General features: G+C 41.3%; 18 protein-coding genes and 1 tRNA gene. 7 read left to right on the top strand and 12 right to left on the bottom strand.

What is annotated here, in order from left to right:
- Nucleotides 1-85 precede the first annotated feature (85 nt).
- Both QQK00_RS00215 and QQK00_RS00210 read left to right on the top strand, forming a co-directional pair.
- On the top strand, nucleotides 86-598 hold the full coding sequence (locus tag QQK00_RS00215; protein ID WP_284215460.1) for a hypothetical protein: 513 nt from the start codon (nucleotides 86-88) through the stop codon (nucleotides 596-598).
- Nucleotides 599-1149: 551 nt separating this feature from the next.
- Nucleotides 1150-1428, top strand: a complete 279-nt coding sequence (locus tag QQK00_RS00210; protein ID WP_284215459.1) for a hypothetical protein — start codon at nucleotides 1150-1152, stop codon at nucleotides 1426-1428.
- A 47-nt stretch (nucleotides 1429-1475) separates the two neighbouring features.
- On the opposite strand, the gene QQK00_RS00205 is transcribed toward QQK00_RS00210, so the two are convergent.
- The 3 genes from QQK00_RS00205 to QQK00_RS00195 form a co-directional block, all read right to left on the bottom strand.
- Complete coding sequence (locus QQK00_RS00205; RefSeq protein ID WP_284215458.1) at nucleotides 1476-1847, bottom strand: hypothetical protein; 372 nt, start codon at nucleotides 1845-1847, stop codon at nucleotides 1476-1478.
- Between the two features lie 21 nt (nucleotides 1848-1868).
- Entirely contained in the window at nucleotides 1869-2378 is a 510-nt protein-coding gene (locus QQK00_RS00200; protein WP_284215457.1) for a hypothetical protein, read from the bottom strand.
- Between the two features lie 233 nt (nucleotides 2379-2611).
- Nucleotides 2612-2688 (bottom strand) — tRNA-Arg (locus QQK00_RS00195).
- A 257-nt stretch (nucleotides 2689-2945) separates the two neighbouring features.
- On the opposite strand from QQK00_RS00195, the gene QQK00_RS00190 reads away from it, so the two are divergent.
- From QQK00_RS00190 to QQK00_RS00180, 3 genes are read left to right on the top strand one after another with little or no spacing between them, the layout of a single operon-like run.
- On the top strand, nucleotides 2946-3302 hold the full coding sequence (locus QQK00_RS00190; RefSeq protein ID WP_284215510.1) for a c-type cytochrome: 357 nt from the start codon (nucleotides 2946-2948) through the stop codon (nucleotides 3300-3302).
- Between the two features lie 48 nt (nucleotides 3303-3350).
- A complete protein-coding gene (locus tag QQK00_RS00185; protein WP_284215456.1) occupies nucleotides 3351-5945 on the top strand; it encodes a sensor domain-containing phosphodiesterase in 2595 nt (864 codons plus the stop codon).
- Between the two features lie 34 nt (nucleotides 5946-5979).
- Nucleotides 5980-7092 (top strand): phosphorylase family protein, encoded by a 1113-nt coding sequence (locus tag QQK00_RS00180; RefSeq protein ID WP_284215455.1) that lies wholly within the window; start codon nucleotides 5980-5982, stop codon nucleotides 7090-7092.
- Nucleotides 7093-7126: 34 nt separating this feature from the next.
- Here the strand turns inward: QQK00_RS00180 and QQK00_RS00175 are convergent, their stop codons facing one another.
- Nucleotides 7127-8554, bottom strand: coding sequence for an adenosine deaminase family protein (locus tag QQK00_RS00175; protein WP_284215454.1), 1428 nt, complete (start codon nucleotides 8552-8554; stop codon nucleotides 7127-7129).
- 24 nt (nucleotides 8555-8578) lie between these two features.
- Nucleotides 8579-10594 (bottom strand): DNA helicase Rep, encoded by a 2016-nt coding sequence (rep, locus tag QQK00_RS00170; RefSeq protein WP_284215453.1) that lies wholly within the window; start codon nucleotides 10592-10594, stop codon nucleotides 8579-8581.
- A 118-nt stretch (nucleotides 10595-10712) separates the two neighbouring features.
- Here rep and ubiK point away from each other — a divergent pair, with 118 nt between their 5' ends.
- Complete coding sequence (gene ubiK / locus QQK00_RS00165; protein WP_284215509.1) at nucleotides 10713-10964, top strand: ubiquinone biosynthesis accessory factor UbiK; 252 nt, start codon at nucleotides 10713-10715, stop codon at nucleotides 10962-10964.
- A gap of 59 nt (nucleotides 10965-11023) precedes the next feature.
- Here ubiK and ubiA read toward each other — a convergent pair whose 3' ends face one another.
- Both ubiA and QQK00_RS00155 read right to left on the bottom strand, forming a co-directional pair.
- Entirely contained in the window at nucleotides 11024-11911 is an 888-nt protein-coding gene (gene ubiA, locus QQK00_RS00160; protein WP_284215452.1) for a 4-hydroxybenzoate octaprenyltransferase, read from the bottom strand.
- Nucleotides 11912-11944: 33 nt separating this feature from the next.
- Nucleotides 11945-12493 (bottom strand): chorismate--pyruvate lyase family protein, encoded by a 549-nt coding sequence (locus QQK00_RS00155; RefSeq protein ID WP_284215451.1) that lies wholly within the window; start codon nucleotides 12491-12493, stop codon nucleotides 11945-11947.
- Between the two features lie 122 nt (nucleotides 12494-12615).
- On the opposite strand from QQK00_RS00155, the gene QQK00_RS00150 reads away from it, so the two are divergent.
- Nucleotides 12616-13071, top strand: coding sequence for a flagellar basal body-associated protein FliL (locus QQK00_RS00150; protein ID WP_284215450.1), 456 nt, complete (start codon nucleotides 12616-12618; stop codon nucleotides 13069-13071).
- Nucleotides 13072-13093: 22 nt separating this feature from the next.
- Here the strand turns inward: QQK00_RS00150 and glpE are convergent, their stop codons facing one another.
- The 5 genes from glpE to QQK00_RS00125 all read right to left on the bottom strand — a co-directional run bounded on the left by glpE (nucleotide 13094) and on the right by QQK00_RS00125 (nucleotide 18045).
- Nucleotides 13094-13417, bottom strand: a complete 324-nt coding sequence (gene glpE / locus QQK00_RS00145) for a thiosulfate sulfurtransferase GlpE (RefSeq protein WP_284215449.1) — start codon at nucleotides 13415-13417, stop codon at nucleotides 13094-13096.
- Nucleotides 13418-13432: 15 nt separating this feature from the next.
- Nucleotides 13433-14461: an L-threonine 3-dehydrogenase gene (gene tdh, locus QQK00_RS00140; RefSeq protein WP_284215448.1), complete on the bottom strand. Its 1029-nt coding sequence runs from the start codon at nucleotides 14459-14461 to the stop codon at nucleotides 13433-13435.
- Complete coding sequence (locus tag QQK00_RS00135) at nucleotides 14458-15657, bottom strand: glycine C-acetyltransferase (protein WP_284215447.1); 1200 nt, start codon at nucleotides 15655-15657, stop codon at nucleotides 14458-14460. Before QQK00_RS00135 ends, tdh begins: the two co-directional genes overlap by 4 nt.
- 198 nt (nucleotides 15658-15855) lie before the next feature.
- A complete protein-coding gene (locus tag QQK00_RS00130; protein WP_284215446.1) occupies nucleotides 15856-16893 on the bottom strand; it encodes a glycosyltransferase family 9 protein in 1038 nt (345 codons plus the stop codon).
- A gap of 69 nt (nucleotides 16894-16962) precedes the next feature.
- Nucleotides 16963-18045: a glycosyltransferase gene (locus QQK00_RS00125; protein WP_284215445.1), complete on the bottom strand. Its 1083-nt coding sequence runs from the start codon at nucleotides 18043-18045 to the stop codon at nucleotides 16963-16965.
- Between the last annotated feature and the right edge of the window lie 24 nt (nucleotides 18046-18069).

The following is an 18069-nucleotide window of genomic DNA, read 5'->3' as shown; positions in this document are numbered from 1 at the left end:
GAATGAAGTAATTGGATACAAAATGTTTAAAACGTTGTTATTTTTGATAGTTGGGCTTATGTCCTTTTCATCTTATGCGGGTTTGATGAGGGTTGACATAAATTTTGAAGCTTCTGGCTTCGTTCAGGACAGTCCACTTAATGGACCGAAAATACCCCCTCCAATAGATTTCATATCAGGTTCTTTTAGTTTTTTAATTCAAGATCCTGAGCAACACTTTTCTTTTTTCGTTGCTCACAATGTAACACCAGTTAATTTTGACTTAACTCTTGGGGGAGTAACATTTTCTGCGAGTGATATCGCCATTCAATATAGACTGTTCAGAAATCAGTTTGTTTCGTTTAGTGCAGGTGCAGACCTTGATGGCCCTGGAAACAGAGACCACTCCTCTTCAATTACCTCCGGCACTACTGACTTTTGGATCGGTAACCATAATAATTCTAGTGATTTTTCGTACTGGTTGAGCCATGTCAATGCTCTTTACAGTACCGACAACATAATATTCGACACCCAGATAACTAATGTCGATGAACCGCATATTGGAATGGCGTTTCTATTGCTAAGTATTATGTTTTGCAGAAGGAAGCTTTGTAGGTAGTTAGATTTTAAAAACGCACTGGTTGATGTATTTCAAGCGCAGAAAGGAGTTATTCGCTGTTTTGCGCTTTAATATTCCTCACAGTTTGTATTTAAATCGCCAGCAACATTAAGGCCTACTAAGTTAATCTTGCAACGGTATAAAATTTACACCTAAAAGGCTTCGGACTTAAAAGTTTTTAGAATCAATAAGTTAATTAAAAATAGTTTTCCACCAATTTATGCTGAAAATAAGAATACACAATAAAATCAAAGGATTATAAAAATAGCGCACCAACTCATAGAGAATTCGAACTCTTTGTTTGAAGAACTGGCTTATTGGGAAAATAGTTTGAAATAGAAAATCTGCGACTGCAATATCTAACCAAACAAACTAAATAAGAGGTGTTATGCCTCGCGATATTACCGTTATCTTAGAAAGGAAATCTGATATTGGCTGGCAGTTAGTTTTGTCAATGATAAGGAACGATTATTTCAACAGTGAAAGGCCACAGGAAAACTGGCTTAATAGTTCGATGTATATAAACGAATACTATCCTAAACCTATATACATTGGAATATGATCCAATAGTTTGGGAGCTATTTGGCGTTTGCGGAAGGTTTGCAGAAAGCCTTCGTGGTATACCCCTAGATTGTTGTGAAGAAATAAAAGAGGAGCACAAGTCATTTGGTGATGAAGCTTTTGATGAGCATTGGATAAGTTGTTCAGATTTTATATCTAACGTTAATGAGAGTGGCCGAAAGCCAGCTGAAGCCCATAAGCTAGCAGATTATATTAAGGGGTTAGGCAACTCAGAAGAGACAAGACTAATAATGTGGTTCAGCCAATAGTAATCAAAAATTAAGTAGTAGACAAAAGGTTTAAACTTAAACTTTTATCAAACTCTGTTTGCATCCAAATGATTTAGCATATTTTCCTTAATTTCTTCTGGGTTGCCATATATCCCCTTGTTAGCCAAATCTAAAGCGTCCCAGTAAGAGGTTAACTCTTCGAAACCATGGAGGCTTGTCTCGTATGCAGACCACAAAAATATTCGCATTGAGACTTCTTCGTCATAGCTGCTAGACGATAAACTCAGCTGAGCTATTGTTTCACTCCCTTTTGTGCTTCCGGCCAATTCAATAACTTCGATGTTGGGTTCATCCTCTTTTACAATAATTGAATCAGCCCAATTAATAATCTCTTTTAAGCTGATAACGTTCAAAGGAAGAGCTTGGACATATGCATATGCTAGATCATTTATATTCATAGTTTGTGTGTTTTAAAATGCTTAAAACTGTAATTTTTCCACACCTATTTCAGAAAGCAGGTCGCTACCAACCCCGTGATAAAACCCAGTATTATCCTTACGGCAATTCTTGCGAATATTTCTGCAGCAAGCTTGGTAAAAATTTAAAACTTTTTTCTCCTCATCTTTGAATTTTTCATATACACCATCTTTTCGCTTTTCGTTGGGTTTAAGAAAACTAAAAGTACTGAATAGACCCATATATATCCTTCCCCGATGCAGTCCTTTTTCATCTCGCCATGAGGGGGAGTAAAGCATGCCAGGCCCATGAGTAAAATAGCCATTTTGATACGGAGTAAACCATTCCAAATCGAGAAAATTGCTTTTCGGAAAAATATCTTCCTTAAAAATGACTAAATCGTCGAACGAGATTGGGATGCTGGAAGGACACTGGTATATAGGCGCTGGCTTAGTCTTGGCTACACTAGGTATGATATAACCGCCCCTACTAAATATGTACTCATGAAACTCAATACGGTCGGGTTCGTCCATATAGAAGTTAATCTGAATTTTCCCTTTTCTCCAGCAAGTATTAGCTAACAGTGATTCATGAGATTACAGCAATAGGTTGAGCATTTAAAATGCTTACCTCAAGCAACCTCATGACACCTAAAAGGATTTCGAACCCAAAACCTAATCAAATCAGGGAGTTACATAGCGTATTGTTTTTAAGGTAATTTAACGAAATGAAAAATTATTGAATTGAATCAATGGGATAGTGAAAATGGCGCACCCTGCAGGAGTCGAACCTGCGACCTCGGCCTCCGGAGGGCCGCGCTCTATCCAGCTGAGCTAAGGGTGCAATTTTGAATCGCTTGCATAGACCAAGCGCGGCGTATTTTACATTATCATGCCATTGATGCCAGTGGATTTTGGCAAAAACAACATTTAAATCAATTTGTTCACATCTATCTACACAATATTCCGGCTTGTTTTAACTAGTAGTTGTGCTGCGTGTGTATGTGGTTATAATTGTGCAGTTAATTTTTGAATCCGGTATCCGGGGAGAATTGAGTGAAAATCAAAGTAAGCATTGCAGCACTTATTGCCTGTTTAGGCATGACGACAGTTATTGCTCAGGAAATGACTGAAGAAGAAATTGCTGAACGCATCAAACCCATAGGTAAAGTAAAAGTTGCAGGTGCAGTGGATGAAAGTGCTGCAGCGGCAGGACCCAAGTCTGGTAAAGACATATACAATGGCGCATGCATTGCGTGTCATGGTTCAGGTGTACTTGGCGCGCCAAAATTACACGCAGCGGCTGATTGGCAACCCCGTTTAGACGAAAAAGGTTTCGACCTCGTATGGAAAAACGCGGTTGATGGAATTAACGCAATGCCGCCAATGGGTACTTGTGGTGATTGTACTGAAGATGATATCAAATCAGCAATTGAGTATATGATAGAAGGCATCTAAGCTAAGCCAAATAGCTGCCGAAAGATGTCGAGCAAGGGTAGCTTGTAAATGGCGGATTCAGAAATAATTGGTGAATTATCAGAATTGGAGTTGCGCGCCATGGTGCCGCAGCTTCAACAGCTTACAGAGCGTTATAAACGCGCGGAAAACATCCAAAAAGCGCTATTTAACATTAGTGAACTGTCCAGCTCTGTTGTCAACCTTGATTCTCTATATGCAGAAATTCATAACGTCGTACACTCGTTTATGGCGGCAGATAATTTTTATGTCGCCTTTCACGAAAAGGTAGATGATCGGATACAATTTGCCTACTTTGTCGATGAATTAGATGAGGAAGTGCTGTCATCAATTTCCTATGAGAAAATCAAAAATGGGGTCACTGCGCACATTTTGAGCTCGGGTGTGCCCATTGTCCTCACACAAGAAAATTACCAAACGATATCGCAGAACAAGGGATTTGAAATACTCGGGACGCCACCTGTCGATTTAATTGGTGTACCTCTAACACGCGACGATGAAGTAATGGGCGCGATGGTAGTACAAAGCTATCATGAGTCCGTCAGATATAATCAAGATGACTTAGAAATTCTTATCTTCATTTCCAGACATATCGTAACCACAGTAGATCGCGTTAAACGCAGAGAATATACAGAGCAAATCATTGATTCTAGGACACGAGAACTTCAAATAATCAATGAAAAACTCACCGCAGAAGTCAGCGAACGAAAACGTGTTGAGTCACTTCAAAAGGCCTTGTTTGAAATCAGTGAAACATCTGCATCGTCAGACGGTGATATTGTCATTTTTTATGAAAAAATACATGAGATCTTAAAACGCCTTTTACGTGCACCGAATTGCTATATAGCGGAATTAGACGACAGCAAGCAAGTGCTTTCCTTTCCCTACTTTGTTGGATCTAACAACGATACAAATACACAACGCCAGCTCAAAAATGGCTTAACTGAGTACGTGATTCGATTGAAGCAGGCCGTATTGCTAAATCCTGCCACAATATTAGCTCTCAAAGGTACCGGAGAAGTCGAAGGTAGTACCGCCGATGTGATGATAAAAACAGGAAATTCATGGCTTGGGGCCCCTCTTTTTATCAATGATGAGGTCCGAGGCGTTATCGCAGTGCAAACTTATGGCGCGGTTGAAAACTATACCGAAAATGATTTAGAAATATTACGCTTTGTATCTCAACATATTGCCGTCGCAATGGAACGCAGAAAGGCGTCGGAAGACTTACTGAGTTATAACCATCAGTTAAGTCAGATGGTGACAGAAAGAACGGCAGAATTAAATCAATCCAATCAATTTTTGAAAAAACAAATTGAACAACGCAAAGAAGTAGAATTAAAACTTATCCATGAGGCACATCATGACAGTCTAACTGGGCTACCCAACCGCGTGATGTTTAATGCCAGACTTGAGCTAGCAATTGCCAGTAAAGCCCGCCACCACGATTACAACTATGCCCTGCTTTTCATTGATTTAGATAGGTTTAAAATAATTAATGATACCCTAGGTCATCATGCGGGTGACGAATTCTTGATTGAAGTGGCAAAACGCATCACTGAGTGCAAGCGCAGCCATGACTTATTAGCCCGTTTAGGCGGTGACGAATTTGTTGTATTGTTAGATAGCTATCTAAGTAACAAAGATGTTGAGCAAATCGCGCAACGAATTGTTGACTCAGTAAGTGCCCCATTTTATATCGACGGAAAGGAAATGTATTCAGGTGCCAGTATCGGCATTGCGGATATTAACACTAGTTACGATAACGCTGATCAAGTCCTACGAGACGCAGATGCAGCGATGTATCAAGCGAAAAATTTAGGGCGCAACCGATTCGTTTTCTTTGACATCAGCATGCGTAACCAATTGATTGAAGAAGTGGGCCTTGAGAACAAATTCAGAAAAGCCTTCAGCCTACAGCGCTTTTCATACTATCTGCAAGCCGTTGTCAGTGCTGCAGACGACGACGTGTTGTACTATGAATATACGATAGCTTGGTTACCCGATGAACATACGACTATACGAAGTACAGCTTTTTGGGAATTAGCAAGTAAAACCGGTTTGACACATTCAATTAACAAACACCTAATTGAAATGGCCTTTGTACAATTGAAAGCATGGAAAAAAAATAAGGCTTGGGCCGAACATAAACTGGGCTTGACCTTATCCGTCGAACATTTATTACATAAAACCTCTTATGAAGCACTCTTACAACAACTTGAGTGGTCGGAAATAGACAGTAGTTTGCTTGTCATTGAATTATCAGAGCATGCCATAACTAAGTTTCCAAAATACTTACCCTCAGTACTCACTAAACTTCACTCACTGGGTGTCACCCTAGTACTTGACAACTTTGGCAATGAGTCGGGTTCTCTTACTCATCTATTTAAATATGATTTTGATTTTATTAAACTAAATGCTGCGTTAGTCAATACATTTAGTATGTCTTACAAATACCATAAACTGGTCGAATCAATCATCTTAGTGGCAAATAACATGGGCATCCAAGTAATAGCAGATGGCGTTGCCGATGAAGCAACACAGCAAGAACTAATGGTCGTTGGCTGTCACTATTTACAAGGTGAACTTCTTGCTTGCATCGAGCAAGCTGAACGCACAATATAGTCACATATTGTAAGCCTAAAGCAGAGGATCGATTTTGATTCGTTTTCAGTTATTGCGTAAATTAACCCTTTTCATGCTATGCACGCTATTGTTAGTGAACGCGCTACAGGCGGCTACTAGCGCGCCTCTGTCGACAGCCTCCCCTCAACCAGTAGAAGTAAAAGTGTTCATTGCCGCAATGTTTGAAATTGGCGAGAACAGTGGCGATAAACCAGGCGAATTTCAGTTTTGGTACGAACGATACTTTGCAGAAACAAGCAATACGTTTTCAATTGACGTGCCTGGTGCGCTGAATAAAGTCTTTTGCAATGAAGATGGAATATGTGGCTCAGTGTTAGGCATGGGGAAAGTCGGCTCTTCCTCGTCATTACAGGCAATTTTATTACATCCCGGTTTACAGTTTAACAATGCATACTTTTTGCTTTCAGGTGTCGCTGGCACACCACCATCCAAGGGCACTATTGGCGATGTGAGTATTGCCACTTACGTTATTGATTATGACTTGGGTCATCGTTGGGCAAAAGGAGAAGTACCTGATGGCCAACCGCTATTTATGCCACGCAAGGGATATGAAGCAATACGCTGCTACGCGATGCCTATAACATTAACAAAACTCGCAAAGAATGTAATTTCTAATGTGAAACTCGAAGATGACCCAACAGCTAAAGCATATAGACAGCGTTATGGCAGCGCTCAGTCAAATAAGACGCCATCAGTAATATTTGGTACTCACGTTACCGGCGATACGTTTTTTCATGGTCCAGGCTTGTCTAACGAGGCACAGTACATAAGTGAGTTATATCAAACTGATGACTATGTCATTACAGAAATGGAAGCCTCAGCGTTGATGCAAGTTTTGAGTCGTCATCAACTTGAGCACCGCGCAATAAGTTTAAGAGCAGCGGTTAACTTCGATCAAGGCCACAGCGAAGAGTCAACATTAGCGCATTTGGATCCCGCACCTGGCGAAACCGCTGGCGGTTTTGTGCAATCATTACGTAACATGTATGTCGTTGGTGAGGCGATGACAGATGCCCTTTCAAAAAATTGGACACACTGGAAAACCTTAAGCCCAGAACAACTAATGCAAAAAGGCGCCGCGACAACAGCTTGTAAGATTGACACATCAAAACTAGTGAAACAATGAGTGTGCGGCATGCTCGCAGTATTTTACATTGTAATTATTTATAAACAACGTAATCGCAAATCTTGAACTTCTTACACGCAAATTGAAAAGTGCTCACTTGGGAGTTTCTCAAAATTGCGCCAACATCATTCGATGCGTCTTTTTCAAAAGACGCAATCTTCGCATTAAAATTTGTCAATAAGATATTTTTTAATTGCTGATCAGCAAAGCTATGAAGTATTGAATTTCGGCCGATTGAAACGATCTCTGACCAAGATAAATTGAATTCTGACACCGCAATATAGTACTCATCTGTCATTGTCGAATCCCACATTCCGCGGTCGTCTGTAGATAACGCGACAGGTATACCAATACGTAAGTACTCTGGGAAAGGGTGCTGCGCATAGGTATCAACGTATTCCAATAAGTAATTGCTGACTAAATTCACTTCAACTAAATAGTCCGAATTACGCATTAACAATAGCGTATCAGGATCTGAAATAAGATTTAAACCGTGGCCGATACGTTTTGCACCCAATAACAGCGTATCTTTTACATGGCTATTCGGCTCGTCTACCTCTCCTGCATGGAATGCTAAATTCATCGCAAATTTACGCCGCAATTTACGCAGTACCGGCAAAAACCGTTTGGGATGACCTTTATCATTGTCTTCTCTCCCGACCATGTTCACACCAACATATAAATCGCGGTTATCATTCACAAAATGATATGCTGCTTCCATTGTAGATTCAGCATTCTTCATAAATCGCAAAATGGACGCCTGCATTTTTACAACCACACCCGTACGCGTGGCATCGTCTTGTGCTAAACGTGAACGAATAATATTAGCTACCTCATTGGGTGCTATTTTGTCTCCCTTAGGGTTGATGTAGTTAAACACACCATGCTGAAATTCAATGTATGAAAGCCCTTCATCACCAAATGCCTGCATATTCTTTACCATTATTTCAGCAATGATATAAGGGTTAGATGAAAGGTCATTTAAACGTTGCCAGTGAGTCTCAAAAAACTCATTGCGCCCTTCATGCTGCTTATCCAATCGAATGCTCTCTAACCACGCGCTTTTTTCGTTTGGCGTTAACTCTGTCAGCAGCTTATATTCACTTCTTTGGCACTCGTTCAATTTTAAATAGCTGGACTCTTGCTTGTTCACAAATAGCAATAAATAGGGAGAAAAGCCAAACTGATTGGCACCATAGCCACAATTATTGATGCTTACTTTTGTATAGTAACGGTAACCACCATTCTTTGATTCGTCGATAGCAAGTTCAAACCACCACTCACTTATACCCGCCCCACTGAGGTGATTGTGCAAATCACCTGCCTTAGGCAATGCATATAAAAAACGGTACATTTCATCCGGGCTAGCATTGCGCTTGAAGGTATCAAACCAGTGCTCAGTAGCAACAGTAACGTGAGAAATTAATAATAATAAACTGCAAAAAAAAGCGCGTTGTAACATTCTATTCTCCATCTTTATGGCCATTTACTCAGTACCAAAAATATTACGCAAACTCGCGATACCTTTTTGCGCCTTTGCTTTTTGCTCCACCTTATCTGGCTTACGTTTTTCCCACTCCCATTCAACATCATCCTGAGGCAGTTCATATAAAAAGCGACTCGGTTCAGGCTCATACAATTCACCCATTTGTCTGCGTTCTCTGGAAATAGAGAAGAATAATTCAGATTGCGCACGTGTTATACCAACATAGGCTAAACGCCTTTCTTCTTCTACGTTATCTTCGTCGATGCTGCTTTGATGAGGCAGTAAACCTTCTTCCATTCCCACCAAAAAAACATAAGGAAATTCAAGTCCTTTCGACGCATGTAGGGTCATTAGTTGCACTTGATCAGCATCGTCGTCATCCTCCCCGCGTTCCATCATATCCCGTAGTGTCAGTCGTTGAACAATTTCAGGTAGCGTCATTGGTGGCTGCAAATCATCCCCCTTAAGCATATCTTGCACCCAACCAAACAATGTAGACACATTCTTCATTGCCATTTCGGCTGCTTTGGGTGTTTTGCTCTGAGAGAACAACCATTCTTCAAAGCCTAATTGTTTAATAAAATCTCGTAATACTGCCGTTGCATCTCCTCGCTCAGTATTGTCAGATGTTTCAACAATCAAACGAACAAACCCCTCAATTTTTACATGAGTAGCATTGCCAAGGACTGACGCTAAGCCTTGATGACACATGGCATCAAATAGACCAACCCCATTGGCGTTCGCAAATTCGCCAATTTTCGCTAAGGTTGCACGACCAATTCCTCGGGTAGGCGTATTAATAATACGAAGCAATGCGTTGTCGTCCTCTTGATTTGTCAACAATCGCAGGTAAGCCATAATATCTTTGACTTCTGCACGTCCAAAGAAAGACATACCACCGCTAATTTTATAGGGAATACGGTTTTTCATCAGCAGTTTTTCAAAGACACGGCTTTGATGATTTCCACGATATAGAATCGAATATTCTTTATATTGTGTATCTTTCATAAAGCGGTGAGCAAGCATTTCAGCAATCACTTTTTCTGCCTCGTGCTCTTCGTTCTTCGCTACCAAGACCTTAATAGGGTCACCATACGCTAATTCCGAAAATAAACGTTTATCAAATACGTGCGGATTGTTTTGAATCAGAATATTTGCACTATGCAAAATTCTACCCGAAGAGCGGTAATTTTGCTCTAGCTTAATGAGTTTTAATTGCGGAAAATCTTTCTGCAATAATATAAGGTTTTTTGGCTGTGCACCTCGCCACGAATAAATCGATTGGTCATCATCACCTACCACGGTAAATCGTGCTCTTTCTCCGACTAGCAGCTTCACTAATTCATATTGGCTACTGTTGGTATCCTGATATTCATCCACCAGCAAATAACGCAACTTCCGCTGCCAACGTTCGCGTATATGTTGTTTATGCTTGAGTAATAAAGTGGGTAGCAGTATTAAGTCATCAAAATCTAAAGCGTTGTACGCCTGAAGGTGGCGTTGATATTCAGCATAGTAGTTGGCAAGCTCCTGTTCATACTGATCTTTAGCCTCAGTCAATGCTTGTTTTGGTATAATAAGCTCATTCTTCCATGATGAAATACGATGCTGTAACTGCTGCAATGCATCCTTGTCCCCGTCATAGTTCTCTTCAGTAAGATCCGTTAACAAGGCCATTGAATCTTTATCGTCAAATAGAGAAAACCCGGGTTTATAGCCAATGTCTGCTGAATGCTTTTTAAGTATATTTAATCCCATGGTATGAAAAGTAGAGACTTTCAACCCACGTGAAGCCTTTTTACCTAGGGTTTGCCCCACCCGCTCCTTCATCTCGCGAGCAGCTTTATTGGTAAACGTCACTGCCGCAATTTGCATGGGTTTATAACCACATTCGTTAACCAAATAAGCAATCTTATTAGTAATTACGCGGGTTTTACCACTGCCAGCACCGGCGAGCACTAAGCAAGGGCCAGACACATGTTCTACAGCACTTTGCTGTGCGGGATTTAATTTCATTGCATTTAGTTATCCGAAAATTGGCCAAAAATTATAGCAAAGAATCTAGCTGATTTCTGTTAAGAACAAGGCTAGAATGAAAGTGAAAAAATATAATGAGTCACCTAAAGAGAAAGCCATGATAGATCCTAAAAAACTTGAAGAAATAGCAAAAAATATTTCTGCCGCTATTCCGTCTGGCGTAAAGAATGTTGCCGAGGAAGCCGAAGGCAAAATAAAGCAAGTATTGCAGTCTCAATTAACGAAGCTCGATTTTGTCAGCCGTGAAGAATTCGATATTCAAAGCCAGGTACTTATCAGGACAAGAGAAAAGCTTGAAGCACTCGAAGCCAGATTGGACGCAATAGAATCTAAAGAAACAACAGAATAAAATTTATATAGTGGCCAAGCTGAGTTATGCGGTAACTCAGCTACGGGCGGGAATTTGCGTTACCATTGAATAAATGTTGCAGCTGCAATACTCGCCGCAATGACCATACCTACCCAATGATTGTCTAAGAAAGCCTGAAAACATGCATCCCGGTCTCTGTTCTTAGTATTTCGCCACTGTTGGGAAAATAAGAGTAAGGCGGCAATTAAACCCGCATATGCAGGCCAAGATAGGTCAAGTAAGTGGTATGTAATCGCCAGTAGTACTAACGCAGTAATTTGCAGTATCATTACGGCAAGCAAATCAAAGCGGCCAAATAAAATCGCTGTGGATTTTATTCCCACTTTTACATCGTCATTCCTATCAACCATTGCGTACTGTGTGTCGTACGCGACTGTCCAACATAGATTGGCTGCGTACAATAACCAAATCCAATAAGGTAAGGATGACATAATCGCCATTGCCGCCATAGGAATTGACCAACTATACGCAGCACCCAATACTACTTGCGGAAGATGCGTATATCGCTTCATAAACGGATATAAACTTGCTAGACCAACGGCAGCAATCGATAAAACGACGGTTTGCCAATTGAGCTGCAAAACCAAAATAAAGCTGCTAATAATGAGCAGTGCAAACAATTGTAACGCTTCGACCGTTGTGATTTCGCCGGTTGCCAATGGTCGAGTTTTTGTTCGCTCCACTTGACCATCAAAGTCTCTGTCAGCAAAATCATTGATCACACAACCAGCACTGCGCATAAGGATCACGCCAAATATAAACACCATCGTAATCGTTATAGGCGGTAACCCTTCACCAAACGATGTAAAGCTTGTAATGAAAATTGACCACAAAGTAGGCCACAAGAGCAAGTAAATCCCGATGGGACGATCGAGTCTCATGATTCGAAAATAAGCATGAATATTGTCGATTTTGAGCTGGAGCATATGTATTTGTGAATCCAGTACCAATTCTTGTTTTCAATCAAATCTTGTTTTATAACAAGGACAATCCGGCAGGAAAGCTTCAGCTACCAATACAGAAGACCCATCAAATGTAAACAACGAACGACGTGCATAAAGCGTTTGATCGTTAGACGATCGCTGCGTCAATGGATGAGTTTTTAACTCCCCAACCTCAAACTCACTTCGCAAAAAGCTAGGATCATTAAAAATCCGTTTTCCTAAGGGTTTATTGCCCAAATTAGCAAGCGAAGTACTGCATAATTCGACCGGCAATACCGAACGTGCAAACACCCACGGCACACCGTCACCATACAGTATGACTTCTCTAATCTGCCATTGTTCCGTGTCTTCAGAATTTAACAGTAATTTTTCTGACCTATCTAACGGCAATTTTCCTTGTCCCAGTAATTCTACGGAGAACTGTGTACTTATCGCTTCAAGTCGTTCAGTCAGGCTTCCAGTATCGAGTAACCAAGTGCTTAGTTCCTCGTTTTTACACTGCAATTGAGCAGCATGTTGCCAGCTGACGGATAGCCCAAATGGAAAGAATGTTTTTAACAACAAAGGTGAAGATTTTCTTAAATTAACCGATATATAAAGTCTAACATAGACTGCAGAGCTACCGAATCAAGAATCGGATAAATATCTTTGCTTACTCCTGTAAAACGCTAACAATAGGTAAAACAATGCGACAAAACAAATCCATTTGGCACGCGACTCAAGGATGGTGTGTGTTGTATATGTTAGCGCTTGCAGTATTAACAGTCATCAATACACAAGCATATGCACAAGAAGAAGGGAGCAGCACGCCATCCTACGCATATATTGCCTTAGAACCTGACATTGTCGCGAATTATGTGGGCGACAACTCTAAGCGTTTAGGTTATCTGCGCGTTACCGTAGAAGTCATGCTACATGAACCTGATTTTATCCCAGACATTGAGCATCACATGCCCTTACTGCGGGCGACTGCGATCGAAATCATTGGTGCGCAACCCGAGCAAAAAGTAAAGTCACTGACAGGGCGAGAAGAAATCCGCAGGGCCATGGCAAAACGATTTAAGGATCTTATGCTAAGAGAAACCGGCGACGAAATTATAAAAGATGTCATATTTACTGCGTTTTTGCGCCAAGGCGGTTAACATTCGCTAGTATTATGTCTGCCTATTCTTGACCAGAGTCAAATGCATAATTCGCACGCCAAGCCTCAAATCCGCCGTCCATGCTATATACTTCTTCAAATCCTTGATGAATTAAATACTGGGCAGCTTGTTGGCTACTAATACCGTGATAGCAACACACCACAACCGGTGTATCAAAGTCATTCTCATTCATAAAATTCACCAAGCTTCCATTAGTAAGATGGAATGAATTTGGAATATGTCCCAACTCAAAAGATTGGTCATCCCTGATATCAACAATTTTAATTTCACCCTTGTCTAAACGTTGTTTTGTTTGCTCAGGAGAGATATGTCCGAATTGCTCCATGTATATATTGCCCTTTTAGTTAGTCCAATTAAGTAACACTTTTCCTGATTTACCTGATCCCATTGTATCAAAGCCTTTTTGAAACTCATCAATCGAAAATTGATGAGTAATGATAGCAGATAAATCCAGGCCGCTTTGTATTAACGATACCATTTTATACCACGTCTCGAACATTTCTCGACCGTAAATGCCTTTAATGGTAAGGCCCTTAAAAATCACTTTTGTCCAATCAATCGTGACGTCATTTGGGGGAATGCCTAACATGGCAATTTTGCCACCGTGGTTCATTTTGTCTAGCATGTCTTGCAAGGCTGACGGTACGCCGGACATTTCAAGCCCAATATCAAACCCTTCACTCATACCCAACGCCGCCATTACTTCGGTTAAGCAATTTTCGCGCACGTTTACAGCAGATGTCGCGCCCATTTGTTTGGCTAATGCTAGGCGATAAGGGTTGACGTCGGTAATAACAACATGTCGTGCGCCGGCATGCTTAGCAACGGCGACTGCCATTATGCCAATTGGCCCTGCGCCAGTAATTAAGACATCTTCACCCACAAGGTCAAAAGAAAGTGTTGTATGTACCGCATTGCCAAAGGGATCAAAAATCGCCGCAATGTCATCACTTACATCATCAGGGATTTTAAACGCATTGAACGCAGGAATTGAGAGATATTCAGCAAAGGCGCCATCTCTATTGACACCCACTCCTGTTGAGTTACGGCATAAATGGCGACGTCCAGCCCGACAATTTCGGCAATGTCCGCACGTAATGTGACCTTCGCCGGATACTCTGTCACCAATACGATAGCCTTTTACTTCCTGGCCGAGTTCGACCACTTCACCGACAAATTCATGGCCAATGATCATCGGTACAGGTATCGTATTTTGCGCCCACTCATCCCAATTAAAAATATGCATGTCGGTGCCGCATATCGCCGTTTTCCGAATTTTTACCAAAATATCATTGTGCCCAGGCGTCGGTGCTTCGCTCTCACATAGCCAAATACCTTTTTCAGCATATTCTTTCTTTAAAGACTTCATGGGATCACTCGTAACGCTTTTCCGACTTTGATAAACGCCTGCACAGCATGATCAATTTGCTCAGTTGTATGAGCTGCAGACATTTGCGTACGAATTCTGGCTGCGCCATTGGGTACCACTGGATACGAAAAGCCAATCACATAAATACCCTCTTCAAGCAAGCGTTCTGCCATGTCGTTGGCAATTTTTGCGTCGCCTAACATCACGGGAATAATCGGGTGGTCTTGCCCTGCCAATGTAAATCCTGCAGCTGTCATTTTGCTTCTAAAGCGAGCAGCATTTATGTGCAATTGGTTTCGTAAAGCGCCACCGTCAGCCATCATATCAAATACTTTCAAAGACGCCGCCACAATCGGTGGAGCAATAGAATTAGAAAACAGATAGGGCCGAGAGCGTTGACGCAACCATTCAATCACGTGTTTGCGGCCCGACGTGTAGCCGCCGGACGCCCCTCCCAAAGCTTTGCCTAAGGTCCCGGTAAGTATGTCAACTCTGCCAATGACATCACAGTATTCATGAGAGCCACGACCGCCCTCACCAATAAAGCCTGTCGCGTGGCAATCATCAACCATGACCATTGCGTCGTATTTGTCAGCCAGGTCACAAATACCTGACAAATTTGCAATCACGCCATCCATTGAAAATACACCGTCGGTGGCAATTAACTTAAAACGTGCGCCGTCTTCACTTGCCTTTGCTAGTTGCGCTTCTAATGCTTGCATATCATTGCTCGCGTAACGATATCGTTTTGCTTTTGACAGCCGAACACCGTCAATAATACTTGCGTGATTTAAGGCATCTGAAATGATGGCGTCTTCGTGAGTTAAAATCGTTTCAAATAAGCCGCCGTTAGCGTCAAAACATGACGGGTACAAAATAGTGTCTTCCATGCAAAGGAAGTTAGAAATTTTATTTTCCAATTGCTTATGGATGTCTTGAGTGCCACAAATAAACCGTACCGAAGCCATACCAAAACCGTGGCTATCGAGGCCCTGTTTGGCTGCGTGAATCAAATCTGGATGGTTAGCTAAACCCAAATAATTATTCGCGCAGAAATTTAGTACTTGTTCATGTCCATTAACACTGATATTTGCCGATTGTTGTGAGCAAATTAATCGTTCAGTTTTAAATAGTCCGCTCGCCTTGGCGTCTGTAAGTTGGCTACCTAAATGATGTACAAATGCATTTTTCGACATCTGCCGTCCTTTTCAATTAATTGTTGTTGAGACTACTCTGGTCAATACAGAATTGAAATTATCTAATAATAATAACTGAAAAATCGTATACAAATATTTTTACAAAGATCATGAATTAGTAGTGTTTTTATAAAAACGTAAAGTAGAAAGTACACCTTATATAAAAATTGCTTACCGCTAATAGAAAATCAATCAGAGTCATATATTGTGTAATATATGCTGAATTTGAGATTTTACTGACTGGACGCTTACTTGAGACATTAAATCACCGCCTTTTGCGCGCACTCCCCAAGGTAATTTTCGCCAGTCTTTCCCTTTTTGTGTTTGAATAATATCGTCATACATAGATACTGTTGTATGCAAAGATAAGTATGGGCCTGTTCTACGTGGATTGCTGTGGGCATATAGACCGATCACTGGTACGCCTTGAGTCGTTGCCATGTGCGCAGGGCCGGTGTCTGGCGCAATGACCATTCTAGCCTTTGATAATACGGCTAACATTTGCTTTAAACTTGTTTCACCCACTAAGTTAAGCGCAACATTTGACGTATGAGACATAATATCGGATGTTATTTGTTGGTCCAAGTCGCCCGGCCCACCACAAATAACCACGGCAAGGCCTTCTCGATGTATATAGTCGACGATTTTGGCATAACGGTCAGCTAACCAGTTACGCTCCGCTTTTGATGCTGCCGGGCTAATTACGACATACTCATCAAGTCCATTTAAATGCTCATCAACCCACAAACGATCGTCGTCGGGAATAGGAATATTCCATTGCGGTTTTTCTAATGGTGGAACGCCTAAAGATTCGGCAAACCCCATAAACCCTTCGAGCACATGCGCATACTTGCGCGGCGCTATCCGAGTATTCGTAAACAACCAATGCCCCTCTTTACTACGATGCCAATCAAATCCAACACGTTTTTTTGCTCTTATCATCCTAGACACTACATTAGCTCGCAATGCCACCTGCATGACAAACAATGCATCAAACTCGATATCTCCAATTGCTTGTTTAAGTGAATCCTTAGATGCGCGACCACCCTTCTTGTCATAAATCACAAAGCGGACATTTGGCATACCAGCAAGCAAGGCGTACTCAATTTTTCCGATTATCCACGTAATTTCAATGTCAGGACGGTGGCGCTGGATAGCATTTACCATAGCAGCGGCATGGCAAACATCACCAATCGCGGACAATCTCAATATACATAACTTAAAAGGTGAACTCACAAGCCGCTCTCAACGCAGGATTTGTTTGATATTATTCATGTAAGTAACTAAAAAATAAAGTATTAGAGTCTAACAAAGTGCTAAATAAGCATTTGCAATTGACGTTTTACCGAGTTTAGGTAGCAACGGGCTTTGCAGATTGATCGACTGTCTGGCAAGTACAGTATTAATTGCACCAGCCAGTGCATCCGGATCTCGCATAGGCACTAGATTCGTAATGCCCTCTTCGCCTACGATTTCACGCGGCCCAAAAGGACAATCTGTTGACACGATTGGCGTACCGCATACTTGCGCTTCTATTAAGACTGTAGGCAAGCCTTCAAAATCGGAACTAAGGACAACCGCAGCAGCATGTTTCATCCATTGATATGGGTTATCTGAAAACCCTGGCAGTACAACTCTATCTTCAACGTTTAACCTATGACTTAACTTACGTAACTTTTTAACTGACACACTCAAACAAACTAATACATATTCTTTATCAACGTTTTGCAGAGCCTTAAATAATACATCATGACGTTTTGCCTTTGCCGCCCTGCCCACATGCAATATAAACTTAGGCGGTATCTTTTCTGTTAGTGGTTTTGCCGCCATTGATTGAATAAAGTTGTGGTCTGTGGGGTTATATATTTGGGAAACCTGTTTCGGCGTAAATAAATGTGTTGTTAATAGAGCATTCGATATGCCTTTTGATACAGCTATCAAACGTTTGCCGGTAAGCCCCCGTAATATTTTACGCATGTAAAAATACTTGATTGGGCCCATTTTCGCCTCGCGCGCTAGCTCACTATTAAAGTCGTTGTGAATAACATAATGGCAACGCGCAAAGTTGCAGGCTTGAACAATACGATATGCCTCATATAAATTCACTAAGAACATATCAAAGCGTCCATTCTGTTCAGCGTTATTTACCGCATCTGTCAGCATCTTTGCCAACTTTTTGCGGTTAAACCACCCCCTCACCGATGCATTGTATTCAGCGAAAGGAAAGACCAATTTTAACGCTTCCGGTATTTGATATGTGACGTGCTGCTTTAATGAGAAAATGGTGACGTTGTGTCCCATTGATAAAAACTCACTCGCAAGTGTCAGCATGACTCTTTCGGCACCACCACCTACAAGTGAATCAATAACAATCGCGATTTTTTTCATTTATTCCCTGCACTCTGGTATGGT

This window comes from Agaribacter marinus (assembly GCF_030160655.1).
GTDB classification, from domain to species: domain Bacteria; phylum Pseudomonadota; class Gammaproteobacteria; order Enterobacterales; family Alteromonadaceae; genus Glaciecola; species Glaciecola marina.
The sequence above is the reverse complement of the archived record's forward strand: the minus strand, read 5'-3'. Positions and strand labels throughout refer to the sequence as shown.

Coding starts and splice junctions, on each gene's coding strand:
- QQK00_RS00215 (WP_284215460.1), top strand. CDS start 86: ATGAGGGTTGACATAAATTTTGAAGCTTCTGGCTTCGTTCAGGACAGT.
- QQK00_RS00205 (WP_284215458.1), bottom strand. CDS start 1,847: ATGAATATAAATGATCTAGCATATGCATATGTCCAAGCTCTTCCTTTG.
- QQK00_RS00200 (WP_284215457.1), bottom strand. CDS start 2,378: ATGGACGAACCCGACCGTATTGAGTTTCATGAGTACATATTTAGTAGG.
- QQK00_RS00190 (WP_284215510.1), top strand. CDS start 2,946: ATGACGACAGTTATTGCTCAGGAAATGACTGAAGAAGAAATTGCTGAA.
- QQK00_RS00185 (WP_284215456.1), top strand. CDS start 3,351: ATGGCGGATTCAGAAATAATTGGTGAATTATCAGAATTGGAGTTGCGC.
- QQK00_RS00175 (WP_284215454.1), bottom strand. CDS start 8,554: ATGTTACAACGCGCTTTTTTTTGCAGTTTATTATTATTAATTTCTCAC.
- rep (WP_284215453.1), bottom strand. CDS start 10,594: ATGAAATTAAATCCCGCACAGCAAAGTGCTGTAGAACATGTGTCTGGC.
- ubiK (WP_284215509.1), top strand. CDS start 10,713: ATGATAGATCCTAAAAAACTTGAAGAAATAGCAAAAAATATTTCTGCC.
- ubiA (WP_284215452.1), bottom strand. CDS start 11,911: ATGCTCCAGCTCAAAATCGACAATATTCATGCTTATTTTCGAATCATG.
- QQK00_RS00150 (WP_284215450.1), top strand. CDS start 12,616: ATGCGACAAAACAAATCCATTTGGCACGCGACTCAAGGATGGTGTGTG.
- glpE (WP_284215449.1), bottom strand. CDS start 13,417: ATGGAGCAATTCGGACATATCTCTCCTGAGCAAACAAAACAACGTTTA.
- tdh (WP_284215448.1), bottom strand. CDS start 14,461: ATGAAGTCTTTAAAGAAAGAATATGCTGAAAAAGGTATTTGGCTATGT.
- QQK00_RS00135 (WP_284215447.1), bottom strand. CDS start 15,657: ATGTCGAAAAATGCATTTGTACATCATTTAGGTAGCCAACTTACAGAC.
- QQK00_RS00125 (WP_284215445.1), bottom strand. CDS start 18,045: ATGAAAAAAATCGCGATTGTTATTGATTCACTTGTAGGTGGTGGTGCC.